17 protein-coding genes and 1 tRNA gene are annotated in these 15,564 nt (G+C 65.2%); 6 read left to right on the forward strand and 12 right to left on the reverse strand.

Features of this window, described 5'->3' with window-relative positions:
- Positions 1 to 256 precede the first annotated feature (256 nt).
- On the reverse strand, positions 257 to 1,465 hold the full coding sequence (locus ACVW1C_RS22410) for a DNA recombination protein RmuC (RefSeq protein WP_456760269.1): 1,209 nt from the start codon (positions 1,463 to 1,465) through the stop codon (positions 257 to 259).
- A 170-nt stretch (positions 1,466 to 1,635) separates the two neighbouring features.
- On the opposite strand from ACVW1C_RS22410, the gene def reads away from it, so the two are divergent.
- The 3 genes from def to truA all read left to right on the forward strand — a co-directional run bounded on the left by def (position 1,636) and on the right by truA (position 4,002).
- Entirely contained in the window at positions 1,636 to 2,163 is a 528-nt protein-coding gene (gene def, locus ACVW1C_RS22415) for a peptide deformylase (protein ID WP_456760270.1), read from the forward strand.
- A 166-nt stretch (positions 2,164 to 2,329) separates the two neighbouring features.
- Positions 2,330 to 3,265, forward strand: a complete 936-nt coding sequence (fmt, locus tag ACVW1C_RS22420; protein WP_456760271.1) for a methionyl-tRNA formyltransferase — start codon at positions 2,330 to 2,332, stop codon at positions 3,263 to 3,265.
- Complete coding sequence (truA, locus tag ACVW1C_RS22425; protein WP_456760272.1) at positions 3,265 to 4,002, forward strand: tRNA pseudouridine(38-40) synthase TruA; 738 nt, start codon at positions 3,265 to 3,267, stop codon at positions 4,000 to 4,002. The genes fmt and truA overlap by 1 nt, the downstream gene beginning before the upstream one ends.
- Before the next feature lie 63 nt (positions 4,003 to 4,065).
- Here truA and dapE read toward each other — a convergent pair whose 3' ends face one another.
- From dapE to rpmH, 11 genes are all read right to left on the reverse strand, one after another.
- Complete coding sequence (gene dapE / locus ACVW1C_RS22430; protein WP_456760273.1) at positions 4,066 to 5,220, reverse strand: succinyl-diaminopimelate desuccinylase; 1,155 nt, start codon at positions 5,218 to 5,220, stop codon at positions 4,066 to 4,068.
- A 49-nt stretch (positions 5,221 to 5,269) separates the two neighbouring features.
- Entirely contained in the window at positions 5,270 to 5,461 is a 192-nt protein-coding gene (locus ACVW1C_RS22435; RefSeq protein ID WP_456760274.1) for a hypothetical protein, read from the reverse strand.
- 42 nt (positions 5,462 to 5,503) lie between these two features.
- Complete coding sequence (dapD, locus tag ACVW1C_RS22440) at positions 5,504 to 6,349, reverse strand: 2,3,4,5-tetrahydropyridine-2,6-dicarboxylate N-succinyltransferase (protein ID WP_021079579.1); 846 nt, start codon at positions 6,347 to 6,349, stop codon at positions 5,504 to 5,506.
- A 143-nt stretch (positions 6,350 to 6,492) separates the two neighbouring features.
- Complete coding sequence (locus ACVW1C_RS22445) at positions 6,493 to 7,188, reverse strand: pyrimidine 5'-nucleotidase (RefSeq protein ID WP_456760275.1); 696 nt, start codon at positions 7,186 to 7,188, stop codon at positions 6,493 to 6,495.
- 183 nt (positions 7,189 to 7,371) lie between these two features.
- On the reverse strand, positions 7,372 to 8,358 hold the full coding sequence (locus tag ACVW1C_RS22450; RefSeq protein ID WP_456763142.1) for a DUF1036 domain-containing protein: 987 nt from the start codon (positions 8,356 to 8,358) through the stop codon (positions 7,372 to 7,374).
- Positions 8,359 to 8,429: 71 nt separating this feature from the next.
- A complete protein-coding gene (argB, locus tag ACVW1C_RS22455; protein ID WP_016848093.1) occupies positions 8,430 to 9,323 on the reverse strand; it encodes an acetylglutamate kinase in 894 nt (297 codons plus the stop codon).
- 91 nt (positions 9,324 to 9,414) lie between these two features.
- Complete coding sequence (locus ACVW1C_RS22460) at positions 9,415 to 9,783, reverse strand: DUF423 domain-containing protein (protein ID WP_456760276.1); 369 nt, start codon at positions 9,781 to 9,783, stop codon at positions 9,415 to 9,417.
- Complete coding sequence (gene yihA / locus ACVW1C_RS22465) at positions 9,780 to 10,433, reverse strand: ribosome biogenesis GTP-binding protein YihA/YsxC (protein WP_173639330.1); 654 nt, start codon at positions 10,431 to 10,433, stop codon at positions 9,780 to 9,782. The genes ACVW1C_RS22460 and yihA overlap by 4 nt, the downstream gene beginning before the upstream one ends.
- Positions 10,434 to 10,591: 158 nt before the next feature.
- On the reverse strand, positions 10,592 to 12,463 hold the full coding sequence (gene yidC / locus ACVW1C_RS22470) for a membrane protein insertase YidC (RefSeq protein WP_456760277.1): 1,872 nt from the start codon (positions 12,461 to 12,463) through the stop codon (positions 10,592 to 10,594).
- A 3-nt stretch (positions 12,464 to 12,466) separates the two neighbouring features.
- On the reverse strand, positions 12,467 to 12,847 hold the full coding sequence (gene rnpA, locus ACVW1C_RS22475; protein WP_456658865.1) for a ribonuclease P protein component: 381 nt from the start codon (positions 12,845 to 12,847) through the stop codon (positions 12,467 to 12,469).
- Positions 12,848 to 12,879: 32 nt separating this feature from the next.
- Entirely contained in the window at positions 12,880 to 13,014 is a 135-nt protein-coding gene (gene rpmH, locus ACVW1C_RS22480) for a 50S ribosomal protein L34 (RefSeq protein WP_008542748.1), read from the reverse strand.
- 364 nt (positions 13,015 to 13,378) lie between these two features.
- Between rpmH and ACVW1C_RS22485 the strand changes: the two genes are divergently transcribed.
- The 3 genes from ACVW1C_RS22485 (at position 13,379) to ACVW1C_RS22495 (ending at position 15,529) form a co-directional block, all read left to right on the forward strand.
- Entirely contained in the window at positions 13,379 to 14,857 is a 1,479-nt protein-coding gene (locus ACVW1C_RS22485; protein ID WP_456760278.1) for an ATP-binding protein, read from the forward strand.
- 153 nt (positions 14,858 to 15,010) lie between these two features.
- Positions 15,011 to 15,087 (forward strand) — tRNA-Arg (locus tag ACVW1C_RS22490).
- A gap of 184 nt (positions 15,088 to 15,271) precedes the next feature.
- Positions 15,272 to 15,529, forward strand: coding sequence for a hypothetical protein (locus ACVW1C_RS22495; protein ID WP_456760279.1), 258 nt, complete (start codon positions 15,272 to 15,274; stop codon positions 15,527 to 15,529).
- The last annotated feature ends 35 nt before the right edge of the window (positions 15,530 to 15,564 follow it).

Genomic DNA, 15,564 nt, shown 5'->3' on the forward strand with positions numbered 1-15,564 from the left:
AGCTTGGCGCGGATGCCACATCGGTGTCGTCCCTGCGAAAGCAGGGACCCATAACCACCAATGGTGATTGGTGGGCGATGTCGGAACGACGAGCCCCTTCAACAACGAAAGCCGCGGCGTATGGGTCCCTGCTTTCGCAGGGACGACAGGTGGAGATAATCTGGTTCCCACCTTCGTCTGTCGTCGACCGGCTTCACCGGGCCGCGGTCAAGTCGGACGATGACCGCGATTATGCGGTGAAATCGCGGTTCGACACTCACTCCCCCGCCTGCAGTTTGCGCGGGGCAGGGAACAGCTCGGGCGCGCTGGGTTTCACGAACCGCGGCACCTCGATCGGGGTCTCGGACTTGCTGAAGTCGAGTTCCTCGATGCGGCCGGCGCGCTTCTCGATCTTGTCGGCCGAGATCAGGATCTGCCTGACGTCCTCGTTGACCTGGCCGAAGTGATTTTGCAGCTTGAGCACGCGCTCGCGCAGGCGACCGAGATCGTCGCCGAGATGCATCACCTCGTTGCGGATCTGGTCGGCGGCGTCGCGGATGCGGGCGTCCTTCAGGATCTGCTGCATCACCTGGATCGCCAGCATCAAGAGCGAGGGCGACACCAGCACGACGCGGGCGCGATAGGCCTTCTGGACCACGTCGTCGAAGCCGTCATGGATTTCGGCGTAGACCGATTCCGACGGCACGAACATCAGCGCGGTGTCCTGGGTCTCGCCCGGGATGAGGTATTTCTCCGCGATGTCGCTGACATGCTTCAGCACGTCGGCGCGCAGCCGCTGGCTGGCGAATTTGCGTTCCTCGTCGCTGCGCGCGTCGTGCAGCGCGGTCATGGCCTCCAGCGGAAACTTCGCGTCGATGCAGAGCGGGCGTTGGTCGGGCAGGAACACGACGCAGTCCGGCCGCTTGCCCGTGGTCAGCGTGTACTGGAACTCGAACGAGCCCTTCGGCATGCCGTCCTGGACGATCGCCTCCATCCGCGCCTGGCCGAAGGCGCCGCGCGATTGCTTGTTGGCGAGCACGTCGCGCAAGGTCGTGACCTGGGTGGTGAGCTCGTTGAGGTTCTTGTGCGCGTGATCGATGATGCCGAGCCGCTCATGCAGCACGCGCAGCGAATCCATCGTGTTGCGCGTGGTCTGTTCCATCGATTGGACGACCCGGTGGGTCACCGAATCCAGCCGCTCGTTGACGGCACGGGCCATCTCGGCCTGACGGCCGGCCAGTGCCTGCCCCATCGCGTCGACCCGTCCCGAGGCCTCGCTCTGGGCCCGTAGCATGTCGGCGAGCCGCTCCTCCAGCTCGTCGGCGCGAACGGCCTGGGCCATCGCGAGTTCCGCGCCGCGCCGGCTGGCGCGCGCAATCACCACGGCGATGGCGAGCAGCAGGATCAGCGCCAGCGCGCCAAGGCCGATCAACGCGTCGGAGACACGGACGGGGAGGTCGCCAATCGTGAGCAGAATCTCGTTCATGCCATCAGTTGTAGCCGATTCGGCACCGTCATCGAACGAAAAGGGAACATTTATGGTAAACCCTCCCTTAAATTTCCTGGTTAACGTTGCGTGAAGAAACGTGGTTAAGGCCGCCTTAACCGGTTCCTGAGCGCATTGACCCCATGAAGTCAGCAGCTTAAATCGCCGCCATGGCATTACGAGAAATCATCATCCTGCCGGACAAGCAGTTGCGTCTGGTGTCGAAACCGATCGAGAAGGTGACGCCGGAGATCCGCAAGCTCGCCGACGACATGCTCGAGACCATGTATGACGCGCCCGGCATTGGGCTGGCGGCGATCCAGGTCGCGCAGCCGCTGCGGCTGATCACCATGGACCTCGCCAGGCGCGACGATAACGGCGAGACCACGCCGCAGCCGCGGGTGTTCATCAACCCGGAGATCATCTCGCATTCGGAAGAGCTGTCGGTCTACGAAGAGGGCTGCCTGTCGATCCCCGAATATTACGAGGAGGTCGAGCGCCCGGCGCGGGTCCGTCTGCGCTTCACCGACCTCGACGGCAAGCTGCACGAGGAGGATGCCGAGGGGCTCTACGCCACCTGCATCCAGCACGAGATCGACCATCTCAACGGTGTGCTGTTCGTGGACTATCTGTCGAAGCTGAAGCGCGACCGCGTTTTCAAGAAATTCGAGAAGGCCGCCAAGCGCGCGGCGGAGTGACGCAGTCGCTTCCCTGGACGCGCCATGGCCGGGCTTGACCCGGCCATCCACGTCTTGCTTCGCTGATACGAAAGACGTGGATGCCCGGGGCCTCTGATGCGAAGACGCGCTTCGCGCTTGAGCCCGTGCATAACGGAGCACTCCAAATGCCATCGAGCCCTGTCTGATGCCTCTCCGTCTGATCTTCATGGGCACGCCCGACTTCGCGGTGCCGACGCTGCTGGAGCTGGTGGCCCATGGCCACGAGGTCGTGGCGGTCTATACCCGCGCGCCGAAGCCGGGCGGGCGGCGCGGCCTGCAGTTGCAGCCGACGCCGGTCGAGCAGGAGGCGCGCCGCCTCGGCATTCCCGTGCTGACGCCGAAGACGCTGAAGACGCCGGAGGCGCTCGAGGAATTTCGCGCGCATGACGCCGATGCAGCCGTCGTGGTCGCCTATGGCATGATCCTGCCGCAAGCGATTCTCGACGCGCCGAAGCTCGGCTGCTTCAACCTGCATGCCTCGCTATTGCCGCGCTGGCGCGGCGCCGCGCCGATCAACCGCGCCATCATGGCGGGCGACGCCGAAAGCGGCGTGATGGTGATGAAGATGGATGTCGGCCTCGACACCGGCGACGTCGCGATGGTCGAGCGGCTGCCGATCTCCGACAGCATGACGGCATCCGACCTGCACGACGCGCTGGCGCCGCTCGGCGCCGATCTGATGGTGCGCGCGATGGGCGCGCTGCAGCGTGGCGGGTTGCAGCTGACGAAGCAGAGCGAAGACGGCGTCACCTACGCCGCCAAGATCGAGAAGGCCGAGGCGCGGATCGACTGGAAGCAGCCGGCGCGTGCGGTGCTGCGGCACATTCACGGGCTTTCGCCGTTCCCCGGCGCCTGGTGCGAGCTCGTAGGCGAGGGCGAGCCGGTGCGGCTGAAAATCCTGCGCTGCGAACTGGCGAAAGGCGCGGGCGAACCGGGCGATGTGCTCGACGACAATCTTGCGATCGCCTGCGGCGATGGCGCAATCCGGATCCTCGAATTGCAGCGCGCCGGCAAGGCGCCGATGAAGGCGGCGGATTTTTTGCGCGGCACGCCGCTGAAGCCGCCGGCGCGGCTCGCCTGATGCCGCGCTACAAGCTCACCATCGAATATGACGGGACGCCGTTCTCCGGCTGGCAGATTCAGGACAATGCACCGACCGTGCAGGGCGCGCTGGAGACGGCGGTCAAGGCGATCTGCGGCGAGGACGTGCGCGTCCATGGCGCAGGGCGTACCGATGCCGGCGTGCATGCGCGCGGCCAGGTCGCGCATTGCGACGTCGCCAAGCATTTCCCGCCCGGCCGCTTTCGCGACGGGCTGAACGCGCATTTGCGGCCCAATCCGATCGGCGTGCTGGCGGCCGACATCGTGCCCGACGATTTCGAGGCGCGGTTCTCGGCGATCAAGCGGCACTATCTCTATCGCATCACCAACACCCGCGCGAACCTCGCGCTCGACATCGGTCGCGTCTGGCGCGTGCCGCGTGCGCTCGATGCCGACGCGATGCACAAGGCGGCGCAGCGGCTGCTCGGCAAGCACGATTTCACCACCTTTCGCGACACCGAGTGCCAGGCCAAGTCGCCGGAGAAGACGCTCGATCAGCTCGACGTCACGCGCGAGGGCGATGCCATCAACATCGTGACGTCGGCGCGCTCGTTCCTGCACAGCCAGGTGCGCTCGATGGTGGGATCGCTGGTCTGGGTCGGCGAGGGCCGCTGGAGCGCGGACGATCTCTTTGGTGCGCTCGCCGCCCGCAACCGTGCCGCCTGCGGCCCCGTCGCGCCGCCGGAGGGGCTATATCTGGTGCGGGTGGACTACTAGCGGCCCCAATCCCTACTGTGCATGGGGTTGTTTTCGATGTTCTTGTCCAGCCGAGCGGCTGGATCACGCAAAATACCTGTCCAGCACGCCCCGATAGATCCGCGTCAGCTTCTCCAGGTCAGCCACCGGCGTGCGCTCGTCGATCTGGTGCATGGTCTGGCCGACCAAGCCGAACTCGATCACCGGGCAATAGCTCGAGATGAAGCGCGCATCCGAGGTGCCGCCCGAGGTCGACAGCTCCGGCTTGCGGCCGGTGACCTCCTCGATCGCGGCGACCGCGAGGTCGGTGAACGGCCCGGGCTGGGTGACGAACACGTTGGAGTTCGACGGTTGCCAGTCGATATGGGCGCGGATGCGGTTGCCGCAGGCCCTCGCCAGTCGTGCGTCGACCAGCTGCCGCAGGCTCTCCTGGGTGTGGTTGTCGTTGTAGCGGATGTTGAATTTCGCCCGCGCCTGGCCGGGGATCACATTGCTCGCGGTGTTGCCGACATCGACGGTGGTGAATTCGAGGTTGCTGGCCTGGAATTGCGCGCTGCCGTGATCGAGCGGCTCGTCGCTCAGCGCGACGATCAGCCGCGAGATATCCGGTACGGGATTCGAGGCGCGGTGCGGATAGGCGACGTGGCCCTGCACGCCATCGACGATGAGCGTGCCGGATTGCGAGCCGCGCCGGCCGATCTTGATCGTGTCGCCGAGCACCTCGACATTGGAGGGCTCGCCGAGCACGCAATGGTCGAATTTTTCGCCGCGCTCGGCGCACCATTTCAACAGCTTGACGGTGCCGTTGATCGAGACGTCTTCCTCGTCCCCGGTGATCAGGAAGGAGATCGAGCCGTTTGCCTTGCCAGCATGATCCCGCAGATATTGCAGCACCGCGGCGACGCTGCAGGCGATGCCGCCCTTCATGTCGACGGCGCCGCGGCCGTAGAGATAGCCGTCCTTGACCTCGCCAGAGAACGCGCCGAGCGTCCACGCCGCCTCATCGCCGGGCGGCACCACGTCGGTATGGCCGGCAAAGGTGATGTGCGGCGCGGAAGTGCCGATGCGGGCGTAGAGATTGTCGACATCGGCCGTGCCAGGCTCGGAGAAGGTCACGCGATGGACGTCGAAGCCTGCGCTTTTCAGCAAATTTTCGAGAACGCCAAGCGCGCCGGCGTCGGCCGGGGTGACGGAGGGGCAGCGAACCAGATCGCGGGTAATCGAGACGGCATCGGTCATGCGCCTCGCTTAACACGTCACACCGCGGGTGGACCAGCTTTGTACCGCATCATTCGAGCTCGCTCTGTTGATCCCAGCCGTGCCTGGAGCGCGACCCACTGTCGCGGTTGCCGCCTCGGCTCACATGGGTTTTTCCAAGCGGATTGGGACCGTAGCGATTCGGGTAGCGGGTGCCGGGCAGAAACGCGAGCTCGATGAAGCCCCAGACATAGGGCACGAAGACGACCGCGCCCGCGGCCATCAGCCAGTAGGAACCATCGGCGTCAGACGGAATCTGGTTCGATCAGTCCCGCAGCAGCTCGTTGATGCTGGTCTTGGCGCGGGTGCGCTCGTCGACGCGCTTGACGATCACGGCGCAGGCGGTGGCTGGGCCCGGCTGGCCGTTCTTCAGCGGCTTGGCCGGCAGGGTGCCCGGCACCACGACGGCATATTCCGGGACTTCGCCGACGAAGATCTCGCCGGTCTCGCGGTCGACGATCTTGGTGGACGCGCCGAGGAACACGCCCATCGACAGCACCGCGCCCTTGCGCACGATCACGCCTTCGGCGACCTCGCTGCGCGCGCCGATGAAGCAGTCGTCCTCGACGATCACGGGCTCGGCCTGCAGCGGCTCGAGCACGCCGCCGATGCCGACGCCGCCGGAAATGTGCACGCGCTTGCCGATCTGGGCGCAGGAGCCGACCGTCGACCAGGTGTCGATCATGGTGGCTTCATCGACATAGGCGCCGAGATTGACGAAGGAGGGCATCAGCACGACGTTGCGGGCGATGAAGGCGGAGCGGCGCACGATCGCGCCCGGCACGGCGCGGAAGCCGGCGTCGCGAAAGCGGTTCTCGCCCCAGCCCTCGAACTTCGAGGGCACCTTGTCCCACCACGAGGCCTTGCCCGGGCCGCCCGCGATCTGGCCCATGTCGTTGAGGCGGAACGAGAGCAGCACCGCCTTCTTCAGCCACTGATTGACCTTCCACTTGCCGCTGGCCTCGCGCTCGGCGACGCGGGCCTCGCCCTTGTCGAGCAGCTCCAGCGCGTGGTCGACGGCCTCGCGGACCTCGCCCTTGGTCGAGGTCGAGATGCCTTCGCGGGCGTCGAACGCGGTGTTGACGGTGGTTTCGAGGGCGGACAGCGACATCGGGACAATCCTTGGGCGTATCGGGGATATGACGGGAATTTTGCAGGGCTTTTTCGGAATTTGGGGCCATGGAGTCAAGGCAAACCCCACCGCGTCCTGGCTCCCGTGCGCAATTGCGCACCAGGCCGGGACGACACCCGAGGCTACCGCTTCCGATCGAGCCGCTGCAAGAACCCGGTGAGATCGTCCGTGACATGGTCGACATAAGCGGCGTCGCGGCCTTCGAGCTCCCAGGTCTCGCGCACCACTTCCTGGCTGCCGTCGGGCACCACCAGCACGGTGGTCATGCCGAGCTCATGCGGCACCACCAAATTGCGCGCGAGGTCCTCGAACATCGCGGCCTTCGCCGGGTCGACGTCGTGAAGCCTGAGGAACTTCTGATAGGTCTGCGGCGCCGGTTTCGGCTCGAGATCGGCGGCGATGATGTCGAACACGCCGTCGAAATGGTGGCCGATGCCGAGCCGGCCGAGCACCGCGTCGACATGGTCGACCGAGCCGTTGGTCAGGATCAGCTTGCGCCCCGGCAGCTTGGCGATCGCAGCGCCCATCGCCGGATTCGGCTGCAGCGGCGAGTGGTCGATCTTGTGCACATAGGCTAGATAGTCGTCCGCCTGCACGCCGTGCTCGGTCATCATGCCGCGCATCGTGGTGCCGTAGCGCAGGTAATAGTCCTTCTGCAGCCGCCGCGCTTCCTCGGGCGAGATCTTCAGCCAGTTGCCGACGAACTCGCCGATCCGTGCATCGACCTGCTGCCACAGATTGACGTGATGCGGGTACAGCGTGTTGTCGAGGTCGAACACCCAGGTCTCGACATGGCCGAAGCTGCGGGGAGTTTTCATGTTATCTTTCCGTCGTCGTCCTGGCGAAAGCCAGGACCCATACCGCGTGATCCATCAAATGAAGCGCGGTGCCAATACCGCGCAACGGTCGGTCACTACCAGTCTTCGCCAAATGATTGCCTGTGGTAATGGGTCCTGGCTTTCGCCAGGACGACGGTGATCCATGTGGCGCCACTGTCTTCATCACGGCATCGCAAAGCGCAGCGTCTTGCCGCCGCTGGTCATGTCGACCGTGGTGAAGCCGAGCGCGGTGAGGCCGCGGGTGGCGCAGTCGCCCTGCTCGTTGACCTCGAACTTGCTTTCGCGGGTGCAGAGCTGGACCGCGCCGCCCCAGTTCAGCGGCTTGTCCTTGATGCGGATGGCGCGGTTGTCGCCGTCGACGGCTTCGGCGAAGGAATAGATCTGCTTCGGCGTGCCGGACACGTCGGGATGCAGGCATTTGCCGGGGTCGATCCGATACCAGCCGCGGCTGGTCACCATCTTGCCGTCGTCGGTCGCAACCGCGGCCATCACCTTGTGCGGCGTGTCGTTGCACCAGGTCAGTCCCGACGGCGAGGGCTTCTGCACGGCATCGATCATGGTGGCGAAGAAGTTCGGCGACTGCACGATGTCGCTGCCGAGCCCGCGGCTCCTGAGGAATGCCGACAGCGCGCTCTGGGTCTTCGGTCCGTCGACGCCGTCGATTGGTGCTGCGTCGTAGCCTGCGATCACCAGCAGGCGCTGGATGCCGGCGAGCCGCGCCTGCTCGTCGTCATACTCGCTGTCTTCGGCGAGGTAGGCGACGAGATTGCCGTCATCGGTCTGCGTCGGCGTGATCTGGGTGAACTGCGCCGGTGTCTGGCCGGAGCGGCATTGGCGCGCGGCCGCGATCACGAAATTGTCCTGCGCGACGCAGAGCGTATCGGTGCCGTTCTGCGGGATCGGCGACGCACCGTAGACGCCGAGCGCGCGGGCATTGAGCAGCACGCGGTCCGCGGTCAGCGCCCCCTGCACCACGACGCGGCAGGTCGCGGGATCGATCCGGAACCAGCCGCGTGTCGCCGTCGCGGCCTTGTCGTCGATGCCGATCGCCGCCTCGATCACATAGCTCATGCGGTTGCAGAGCTTGAGATCGGCATGCGCCGGCGCCGACGAGAACAGGAACGACACCAGCGCGGCCGGCAGCGACATCGCGAGCCGCGCCGGCGGCGACCGGCGAGGCATCCTCGCCGCGCGTCCCGCGATGACGACCTCGTCTGCCATTACTTATGGATCAGCGTGCCGGTGCCCTGGTTCGTGAAGAGTTCGAGCAGCACGGCGTGCTGCGTCTTGCCGTCGATGATCACGACGCCCTGCACGCCCTGTTCGAGCGCGTAGATGCAAGTCTCGACCTTCGGGATCATGCCGCCGGAGATCGTGCCGTCGGCGATCAGCTTGCGGGCCTCCTTGATCGACAGGTCCGGAATCAGCTTCTTGGACTTGTCGAGCACGCCGGGCACGTCGGTCAGCAGCAGCAGGCGCTTGGCCTTCAGCGCACCCGCGATCGCGCCGGCAAAGGTATCGGCGTTGATGTTCAGGGTCTGGCCGTCCTGCGAGGTCGCCAGCGGCGCCAGCACCGGGATCAGCTCATAGCCGATCAGCTGATTGAGCAGGGTGAGATCGACTTTTTCGGGGTCGCCGACGAAGCCGAGATCGATGGCCTTCTCGATGTTGGAATCCGGGTCGACCATGGTGCGGGTCGTCTTCGACGCCTTCACCATGTTGCCATCCTTGCCGGAGAGGCCCACGGCCTTTCCGCCGGCCTCGTTGATGTAGCCGACGATCTGCTTGTTGACCGAGCCCGCCAGCACCATCTCGACGATCTCGATGGTCGCGGCATCGGTGATGCGCAGGCCGGCGGCGAATTCCGACTGGATGCCGAGGCGCTTCAGCATGGTCGCGATCTGCGGCCCGCCGCCGTGCACGACCACCGGATTGATCGCAGTCTGCTCGAGCAGCACGATGTCGCGCGCGAACGCCTTGGCGGTGTCCTCGGCGCCCATGGCATGGCCGCCATATTTAATGACGATGGTTTCCTCGTCATATTCCTGCATGTGCGGCAGCGCCTCGGACAGGATGCGGGCCTGATCGAGCGGGCTGATGTGCTGGTCGGTCATGGGGCTGGTCTCACGTCAGCGGAGGGACGGGCGCGGTTCTATCTGATTGCCGGGCAGGGCGCAAAGTGGGAGAGGTATTCCGGGCGACGGATCAACGCTTCGGCCACATGGCCGAAACCGCCAGCACCAGCCAGCTCAGGATCAGCAGCGTTCCGCCTGATGGAGCCGCCATCGGAAACACGCCATGGCCGCCATATTGGCGCAGCGTGAGGTCGCCCGCGAACAATGACGCCGCGATGACGAAGCCTGCCGCCGCCACGACGCCGAGCTTCAGATGGATGATCCCGCGCTCCGCGACCGCAATGGTCGCGATGGCGGCGGTGGCATGGAACAGCAGCATCGAGGACGCTGCCGCCAGCCGCGAAGCGTCCGGTAGATGGGCCGCGGCTGCCGCCAATATCACGCCGCAGGCGCCCATGATAGCGGCTAGGCCGATCAGGAGCCGGGATGCGCCGTTCATCGGCGCCGCTCCTCGATCAGGCGCACCATGGCGGCGCGCAGCTCCGGCATGCCGTCGCCGGTGCGCGACGAGGTCACCAGCACTTCGGGGAACGCGGCGGGATGTTTTGCGAGCGTTGCGATGGTTTCGGCGGTGACGGTCTTGAGCTCGCCGGCCTTGACCTGGTCGGCCTTGGTCAGCACGACTTGGTAGCTGACCGCGGACTTGTCCAGCGTCTTCAGCACGTCGAGATCGACGTCCTTGATGCCGTGGCGGGCGTCGATCAGCACGTAGACCCGCGCCAGCGTCGCGCGCCCGAGCAGGAATTTGTGGATCAGCGCCGTCCATGACGCCACTTTGGTCTTCGGCGCCGAGGCGTAGCCGTAACCGGGCATGTCGACGAGACGAATGTCCGCGTTTTCCGGGCCCTCGAAGAAGATCAGTTCCTGGGTGCGGCCCGGCGTATGCGAGGTGCGAGCTAGCGCATTGCGGCCGGTCAGCGCATTGATCAGGCTCGACTTGCCGACATTGGAGCGGCCGGCGAAGGCGACCTCGAGGCCGGCCATCGGCGGCAGCGTCTCGATCGAGGGCGAGGCCCAGATGAAGCGCCAGTCGCCGGCGAACAGCTTTCGCCCCTGCTCGATCAGCTCCGCATCAGGTTCGGCGGTCATGCGAAGGATCCCATTTCATCGTGGCCGGGCGAAAGCCCCGGGCGCAGCTTTGGCGTAAGACGACCCGGCCATCCCCGTCAACGTTTTGCTGGCCGCCAAATACGTCGATGCCCGGCACGAGGCCGGGCATGACGCAGTGATAGATCGGGCGCAGGAAGCTATGTCGGCTTCTTGGCGAAGGTCGACTTCAGATTGTCGAATAACTCCACCTTGACGCCGTTCTTGCGCATGATGAAGCTCTGCTGCAGCACGGAGAGCGTGTTGTTCCAGGCCCAGTAGATCACGAGACCCGCCGGGAAGCCGGCCAGCATGAAGGTGAAGATCAGCGGCATCCAGTCGAAGATCATCTTCTGGGTCGGATCCGGCGGCGCCGGGTTGAGCTTCATCTGCACCCACATCGTGATGCCCATGATGATCGGCCAGATGCCCATCACGAGATAGGCGCCGAAATGCGGTCCGAGCAGCGCGATCGGATCGAACGGAATCAGCCCGAACAGCGTGAACAGATTGGTCGGATCGGGCGCGGAGAGGTCCTTGATCCAGCCGAAGAACGGTGCGTGCCGCATTTCGATGGTGATGAACAGCACCTTGTAGAGCGAGAAGAACACCGGGATCTGCAAGGCGACGGGAAGACAGCCGGCGATCGGGTTGATCTTCTCCTTCTTGTAGATCTCCATCATCTCCTGCTGCTGCTTCACGCGGTCGTCAGGATAGCGCTCCTTCAGCGCCTGCAGCTGCGGCTGCACCGACTTCATCTTCGCCATCGAGGCGTAGGACTTGTTGGCGAGCGGGAAGAACAACAGCTTCACGATCACGGTCACCAGCAGGATCGCGATGCCGAAATTGCCGACCAGGCGATAGAACCAGTCGAGCGCCAGGAACATCGGCTTGGTGATGAAGTAGAAATGGCCCCAGTCGATCAGAAGATCGAAATGGTTGAGGCCGAGCTGCTTGTTGTAGCCGCCGAAGCCGACCAGCGGGAAGTTGAGGCCGACCGTGGCGGCCTCCTTCGCGCCGGCGAACAGCCGCGCATTGGCAACGCCGGTGCCGCCGATCGGAATGGTCTGCGCGCCGAGCATGTAGTCGGCCTGGTAGCGCTTGTCGCCGGTGGTGAAGCGGGCGGTGTCCAGCGTCGCATTGGTTTCCGGCAGCAGCGCGGTGGCCCAGTATTTGTCGGTGATGCCGAGCCAGCCGTCGGTGACCTTCGAGAACACGATGCCGCGCGAATTTCCGCCGGTCGGGGTCTTGGCTTCGTCGAGGTTCTTGTAGGTGTATTCCTGCAGGCCCTGTTCGCCGAGATAGCCGATCGGGCCTTCGTGCAGGATCGCGTAGCCGGAGACCGGCGGCTTGCCGCCGCGCGAGATCAGGCCGAACGGATACAGCGTCACCGGCGCGCTGCCTTGATTGACGACCTCGTCCTTGATGCTGAACAGGTAGCGATCGTCGATCGAGATGATGCGGCGGAAGGTCAGGCCCTGGCCGTTGTCGTATTTCAGCGTCACCGGGGTGCTTGGCGACAGGCTGTTCGAACCCTCCTGCTGCCAGACGGTTTCGGCGTTCGGGGTCTTCACCGAAGAGCCGCTGGCGGTCAGCCACAGGAACTCGGCGTAATAAGGCTCGGCCGTGCCCGACGGCGACAGCAGCACGACGGCCGGCGATTTGGGATCGACCGTCTCGCGGAACTGGACCAGCGAGATGTCGTCGATCCGGGCGCCCTTCAGAGCGATGCTGCCGATCACGCGCGGGGTCTCGATCTTGATGCGCGGGCCGGCTGCGAGCACCGTCTCGCGGCTCGCCACCGGAGCGTCGGCAGCGGGCACGGCTGCCGTCGGTGACGGCGTCGCGGAGCTTCCGGGAGCGGCGCCGGGAGCAGCACCAGGGGTCGCCTGCGGTGCCGGCTTCAACAGCTCGGCCTGGCGTTGCGCCTCGCGCTGCTTCTCCATCTGCGGCACGTTATAGAAATATTGCCAGGCGATCAGGACGAGGCCCGACAGAATGACGGCGATGATCGTATTGCGGTTGTCGGACATCTCTTAGGGTCTCGTCATTCCATTCGGATTGGGAGCGCTCTTGTTACCCGCCTTTGGCGCAGGCCGGTCGAGGCGGCGCAGCGCCGACCGCAGGTCGTCAATCATGGTCGCAAAGTCGCGGGTCAGCGCGTCACGACGGCCGACTAGCACATAATCATGGTGCGGCCGCATGAATACGGCATCGACCCGTCTTATCACTTCGCGAAGCCGGCGGCGGATGCGATTGCGCTCGGTCGCGGTGCCGTTCTTCTTGGTGACGGTATAGCCGACGCGGATCGGGCCCTGATCGTCGCGACGGCGGCCCTGCAGCACAAAAGCTGCGGTATTCGCCCGTGCGCCATTGGCAACGGCGAGGAAATCCGCCCGCTGCCTCAGCCGATCCATACTGGGTATCTCCGGAGAGGAGACGTCCGGGCTCAGGCGCTCAGGCGCTTGCGGCCACGCGCACGGCGCGCAGCGAGGACCTTGCGGCCGCCGGCCGTGGCGAGACGGGCGCGGAAGCCGTGACGGCGCTTGCGCACCAGTTTGCTGGGTTGATAAGTCCGCTTCACGGGTAATTCTCCGCTGACCGGGCAATTTGCCGTTGTATTGAGATGGAGTCCGATGATGCTGGCAGGCCCAAGCGAGCCGATTACGGCCCCAAATGAGCCGCCCCCGGTCAAGAACCGGGCCATCGCGGACAGTTGGCGCGGCTTATAAGGGAGCGCCCTGTTTTCGTCAATGTCACAGGGCGTCGCAAAGAGGCTTCTTTGAAACGTCGCAATTGGGGCGAATATAACTGTTTTCGCGGGGTTTTTGCCAGTGAGGAGCGCTTTGGGGCGTTCGGGGAACCGCCGACATTAGCGATCCGTAATTTGACCGGCTTGGGGGCCGGGCCGCATCTTCCGACCCCTAAGCCCAACAAGGCCTTATCTTGTGGCTCTAACTGACGATCAGGCGACCGCGCAGAAGCAGCGGCCCAAGCCGCCCCTTCGGCTCGGGCTGTCCGGCAAGCTGTTGCTGCTGACGATCCCCCTGGTGATGATCGCCGGGCTCCTGATCTACGTGCCGGCCATCGCCAACTTCCGGATGAACCGGCTCAATGACCGCCTGGCCGCCGCCAACACCGCGGCGCTGGTGCTCGATGCAGCCCCCTCCGGCCTCGTGCCGGATTCGCTGGCGCGGCAGATCCTGACCAGCATCGGCGCCCGCGCCGTCGCCATCAAGCTCGGGCAGCAGCGCCGCCTGCTCGCCAGCGCCGACCTGCCGGCCGCGATCGACCATGATGTCGACATGCGGGCCATGACGGTGTGGTCGGCGATCGTCGATGCCTTCGAGATCATGCTCGAACACGGCGACCAGACCATCCGCGTGGTCGGACCCGCGCCGGGCCAGGCGCAATTCATCGAGGTCGTGATCGACGAGAAGCCGCTGCGGCAGGCGATGTACCGCTTCTCGCGCAACGTTCTGGTCGTCGCGCTCCTGATCGCCGGCCTGACCGCCGGCCTGGTCTATCTGGCGCTGCATTATCTGTTCGTCCGCCCGATGCGGCGGCTGACCGCGAGCCTGGTCGGCTTCCACGAGAATCCGGAGAGCTCGGCGCGAATCATCGTGCCCAGCCAGCGCGGCGACGAGATCGGCGTTGCCGAGCGCGAGCTGTCGGACATGCAGCGCGACCTGGTCTCGATGCTGCATCAGAAGAGCCGGCTAGCCGCGCTCGGGCTCGCCGTCTCCAAGATCAATCACGATCTGCGTAACCTGCTGGCGTCCTCGCAACTGCTGTCGGACCAGCTCGCCAGCGTGCCGGATCCGCGGGTGCAGCGCTTCGCGCCGAAGCTGCTGCGCTCGCTGGAGCGCGCCATCGCCTTCTGCCAGTCGACATTGTCCTATGGCCGCGCGCAGGAGGCGGCGCCCGACCGCCGCGTGATCATGGTGGAGCCTGCGGTTGCCGAGGTGCGCGAGTCTGCCGGGCTTGCAACCGATGACTCGATCACCTGGATCAGTGCGATCGAGCGCGGCCTCACCATCGACGCCGATCCGGACCAGCTGTTCCGCGTGCTGCTCAATTTGGTGCGCAACGCGACCCAGGCTCTGGAGACCCGGCAGGACAGCGACGGCGGTGCCCAGCAGATCCGCATCACCGGCCGCCGCGAGGGGACGGTTGCGATCATCGAGGTCTCCGACACCGGCCCCGGCGTTCCAGCCAAGGCGCGCGAGCATCTGTTCGAGGCGTTCCAGACCTCGGGCCGCCCCGGCGGCAGCGGGCTGGGCCTTGCGATCGCCGCCGAGCTGATCCGCGCCCATGGCGGCCATATCCATCTGGTCGAGGGCACCATCGGCGCCACCTTCCGGATTTCGATCCCGGATCGCCCGGTGGAACTGCTGTCGGTCCGCAGCGAGCGGGCGAGGGCCTAGAGGTTTCCTGGTATTCCGGGGCGGCTGAAACCGCCGCCGAAATTGGCGTTTCCAGAGCTTGCCAACCGGACCGGGAGCCTGTAGCTAGAGCGCTCTTTCGCGACGTTCCGGGGCTGCCGGAGCCATGCGGGTTTCAAGCCTTGCCGCGAAAATGCGCCCGTAGCTCAGCTGGATAGAGCATCAGACTACGAATCTGAGGGTCGGACGTTCGAATCGTTCCGGGCGCGCCATTTGCCTTTGTTTTCATTGAAGTTTCGCGTCGCATCCCGCTGGTCGAAGCGACGGCTGTGCCGTTGATCGCCAATGCCCAGGCTTGGTGCGCGCATCAAACACCTGTGCGGCGCAGCATATTTTATTGCAATGCAATAAAATGAATCTACGTGTGCTGCTCGAGTCCTATCGAGGAGCCTTCACGTGACCAAGATTTCTCTTTCCATCATAGCCGCCACCCTTGTGATCGCGAGCGCGACGGTCGCATCCGCTGCGGAGCGTCCGACTTTCGAAGCCGCGGGCCTGCCGATCTCGCCGGTGCAGGCTGGTGTGCTTGGCGCTGCCAACGTCCACGAGCAGGCGCCGGTAGCCGCGACGTCGGCCACTCCACATCAGCTCAATGTTCTGACGCCGCGAAGCAAGATCACGACCGCTCGGGCTTCTGTCCGCTCGTTGCACTGACTGGCATAGCCGGTCCGCCTTGAGAAAGCCCGCGA

Source organism: Bradyrhizobium sp. USDA 4011 (assembly GCF_054063415.1).

Excerpts from the sequence above, each read along its gene's own strand:
- ACVW1C_RS22410 (WP_456760269.1), bottom strand. The coding sequence starts at position 1,465 with ATGAACGAGATTCTGCTCACGATTGGCGACCTCCCCGTCCGTGTCTCC.
- def (WP_456760270.1), top strand. The coding sequence starts at position 1,636 with ATGGCATTACGAGAAATCATCATCCTGCCGGACAAGCAGTTGCGTCTG.
- fmt (WP_456760271.1), top strand. The coding sequence starts at position 2,330 with ATGCCTCTCCGTCTGATCTTCATGGGCACGCCCGACTTCGCGGTGCCG.
- truA (WP_456760272.1), top strand. The coding sequence starts at position 3,265 with ATGCCGCGCTACAAGCTCACCATCGAATATGACGGGACGCCGTTCTCC.
- dapE (WP_456760273.1), bottom strand. The coding sequence starts at position 5,220 with ATGACCGATGCCGTCTCGATTACCCGCGATCTGGTTCGCTGCCCCTCC.
- ACVW1C_RS22435 (WP_456760274.1), bottom strand. The coding sequence starts at position 5,461 with ATGGCCGCGGGCGCGGTCGTCTTCGTGCCCTATGTCTGGGGCTTCATC.
- dapD (WP_021079579.1), bottom strand. The coding sequence starts at position 6,349 with ATGTCGCTGTCCGCCCTCGAAACCACCGTCAACACCGCGTTCGACGCC.
- ACVW1C_RS22445 (WP_456760275.1), bottom strand. The coding sequence starts at position 7,188 with ATGAAAACTCCCCGCAGCTTCGGCCATGTCGAGACCTGGGTGTTCGAC.
- ACVW1C_RS22450 (WP_456763142.1), bottom strand. The coding sequence starts at position 8,358 with ATGTCGCTGCCGGCCGCGCTGGTGTCGTTCCTGTTCTCGTCGGCGCCG.
- argB (WP_016848093.1), bottom strand. The coding sequence starts at position 9,323 with ATGACCGACCAGCACATCAGCCCGCTCGATCAGGCCCGCATCCTGTCC.
- ACVW1C_RS22460 (WP_456760276.1), bottom strand. The coding sequence starts at position 9,783 with ATGAACGGCGCATCCCGGCTCCTGATCGGCCTAGCCGCTATCATGGGC.
- yihA (WP_173639330.1), bottom strand. The coding sequence starts at position 10,433 with ATGACCGCCGAACCTGATGCGGAGCTGATCGAGCAGGGGCGAAAGCTG.
- yidC (WP_456760277.1), bottom strand. The coding sequence starts at position 12,463 with ATGTCCGACAACCGCAATACGATCATCGCCGTCATTCTGTCGGGCCTC.
- rnpA (WP_456658865.1), bottom strand. The coding sequence starts at position 12,847 with ATGGATCGGCTGAGGCAGCGGGCGGATTTCCTCGCCGTTGCCAATGGC.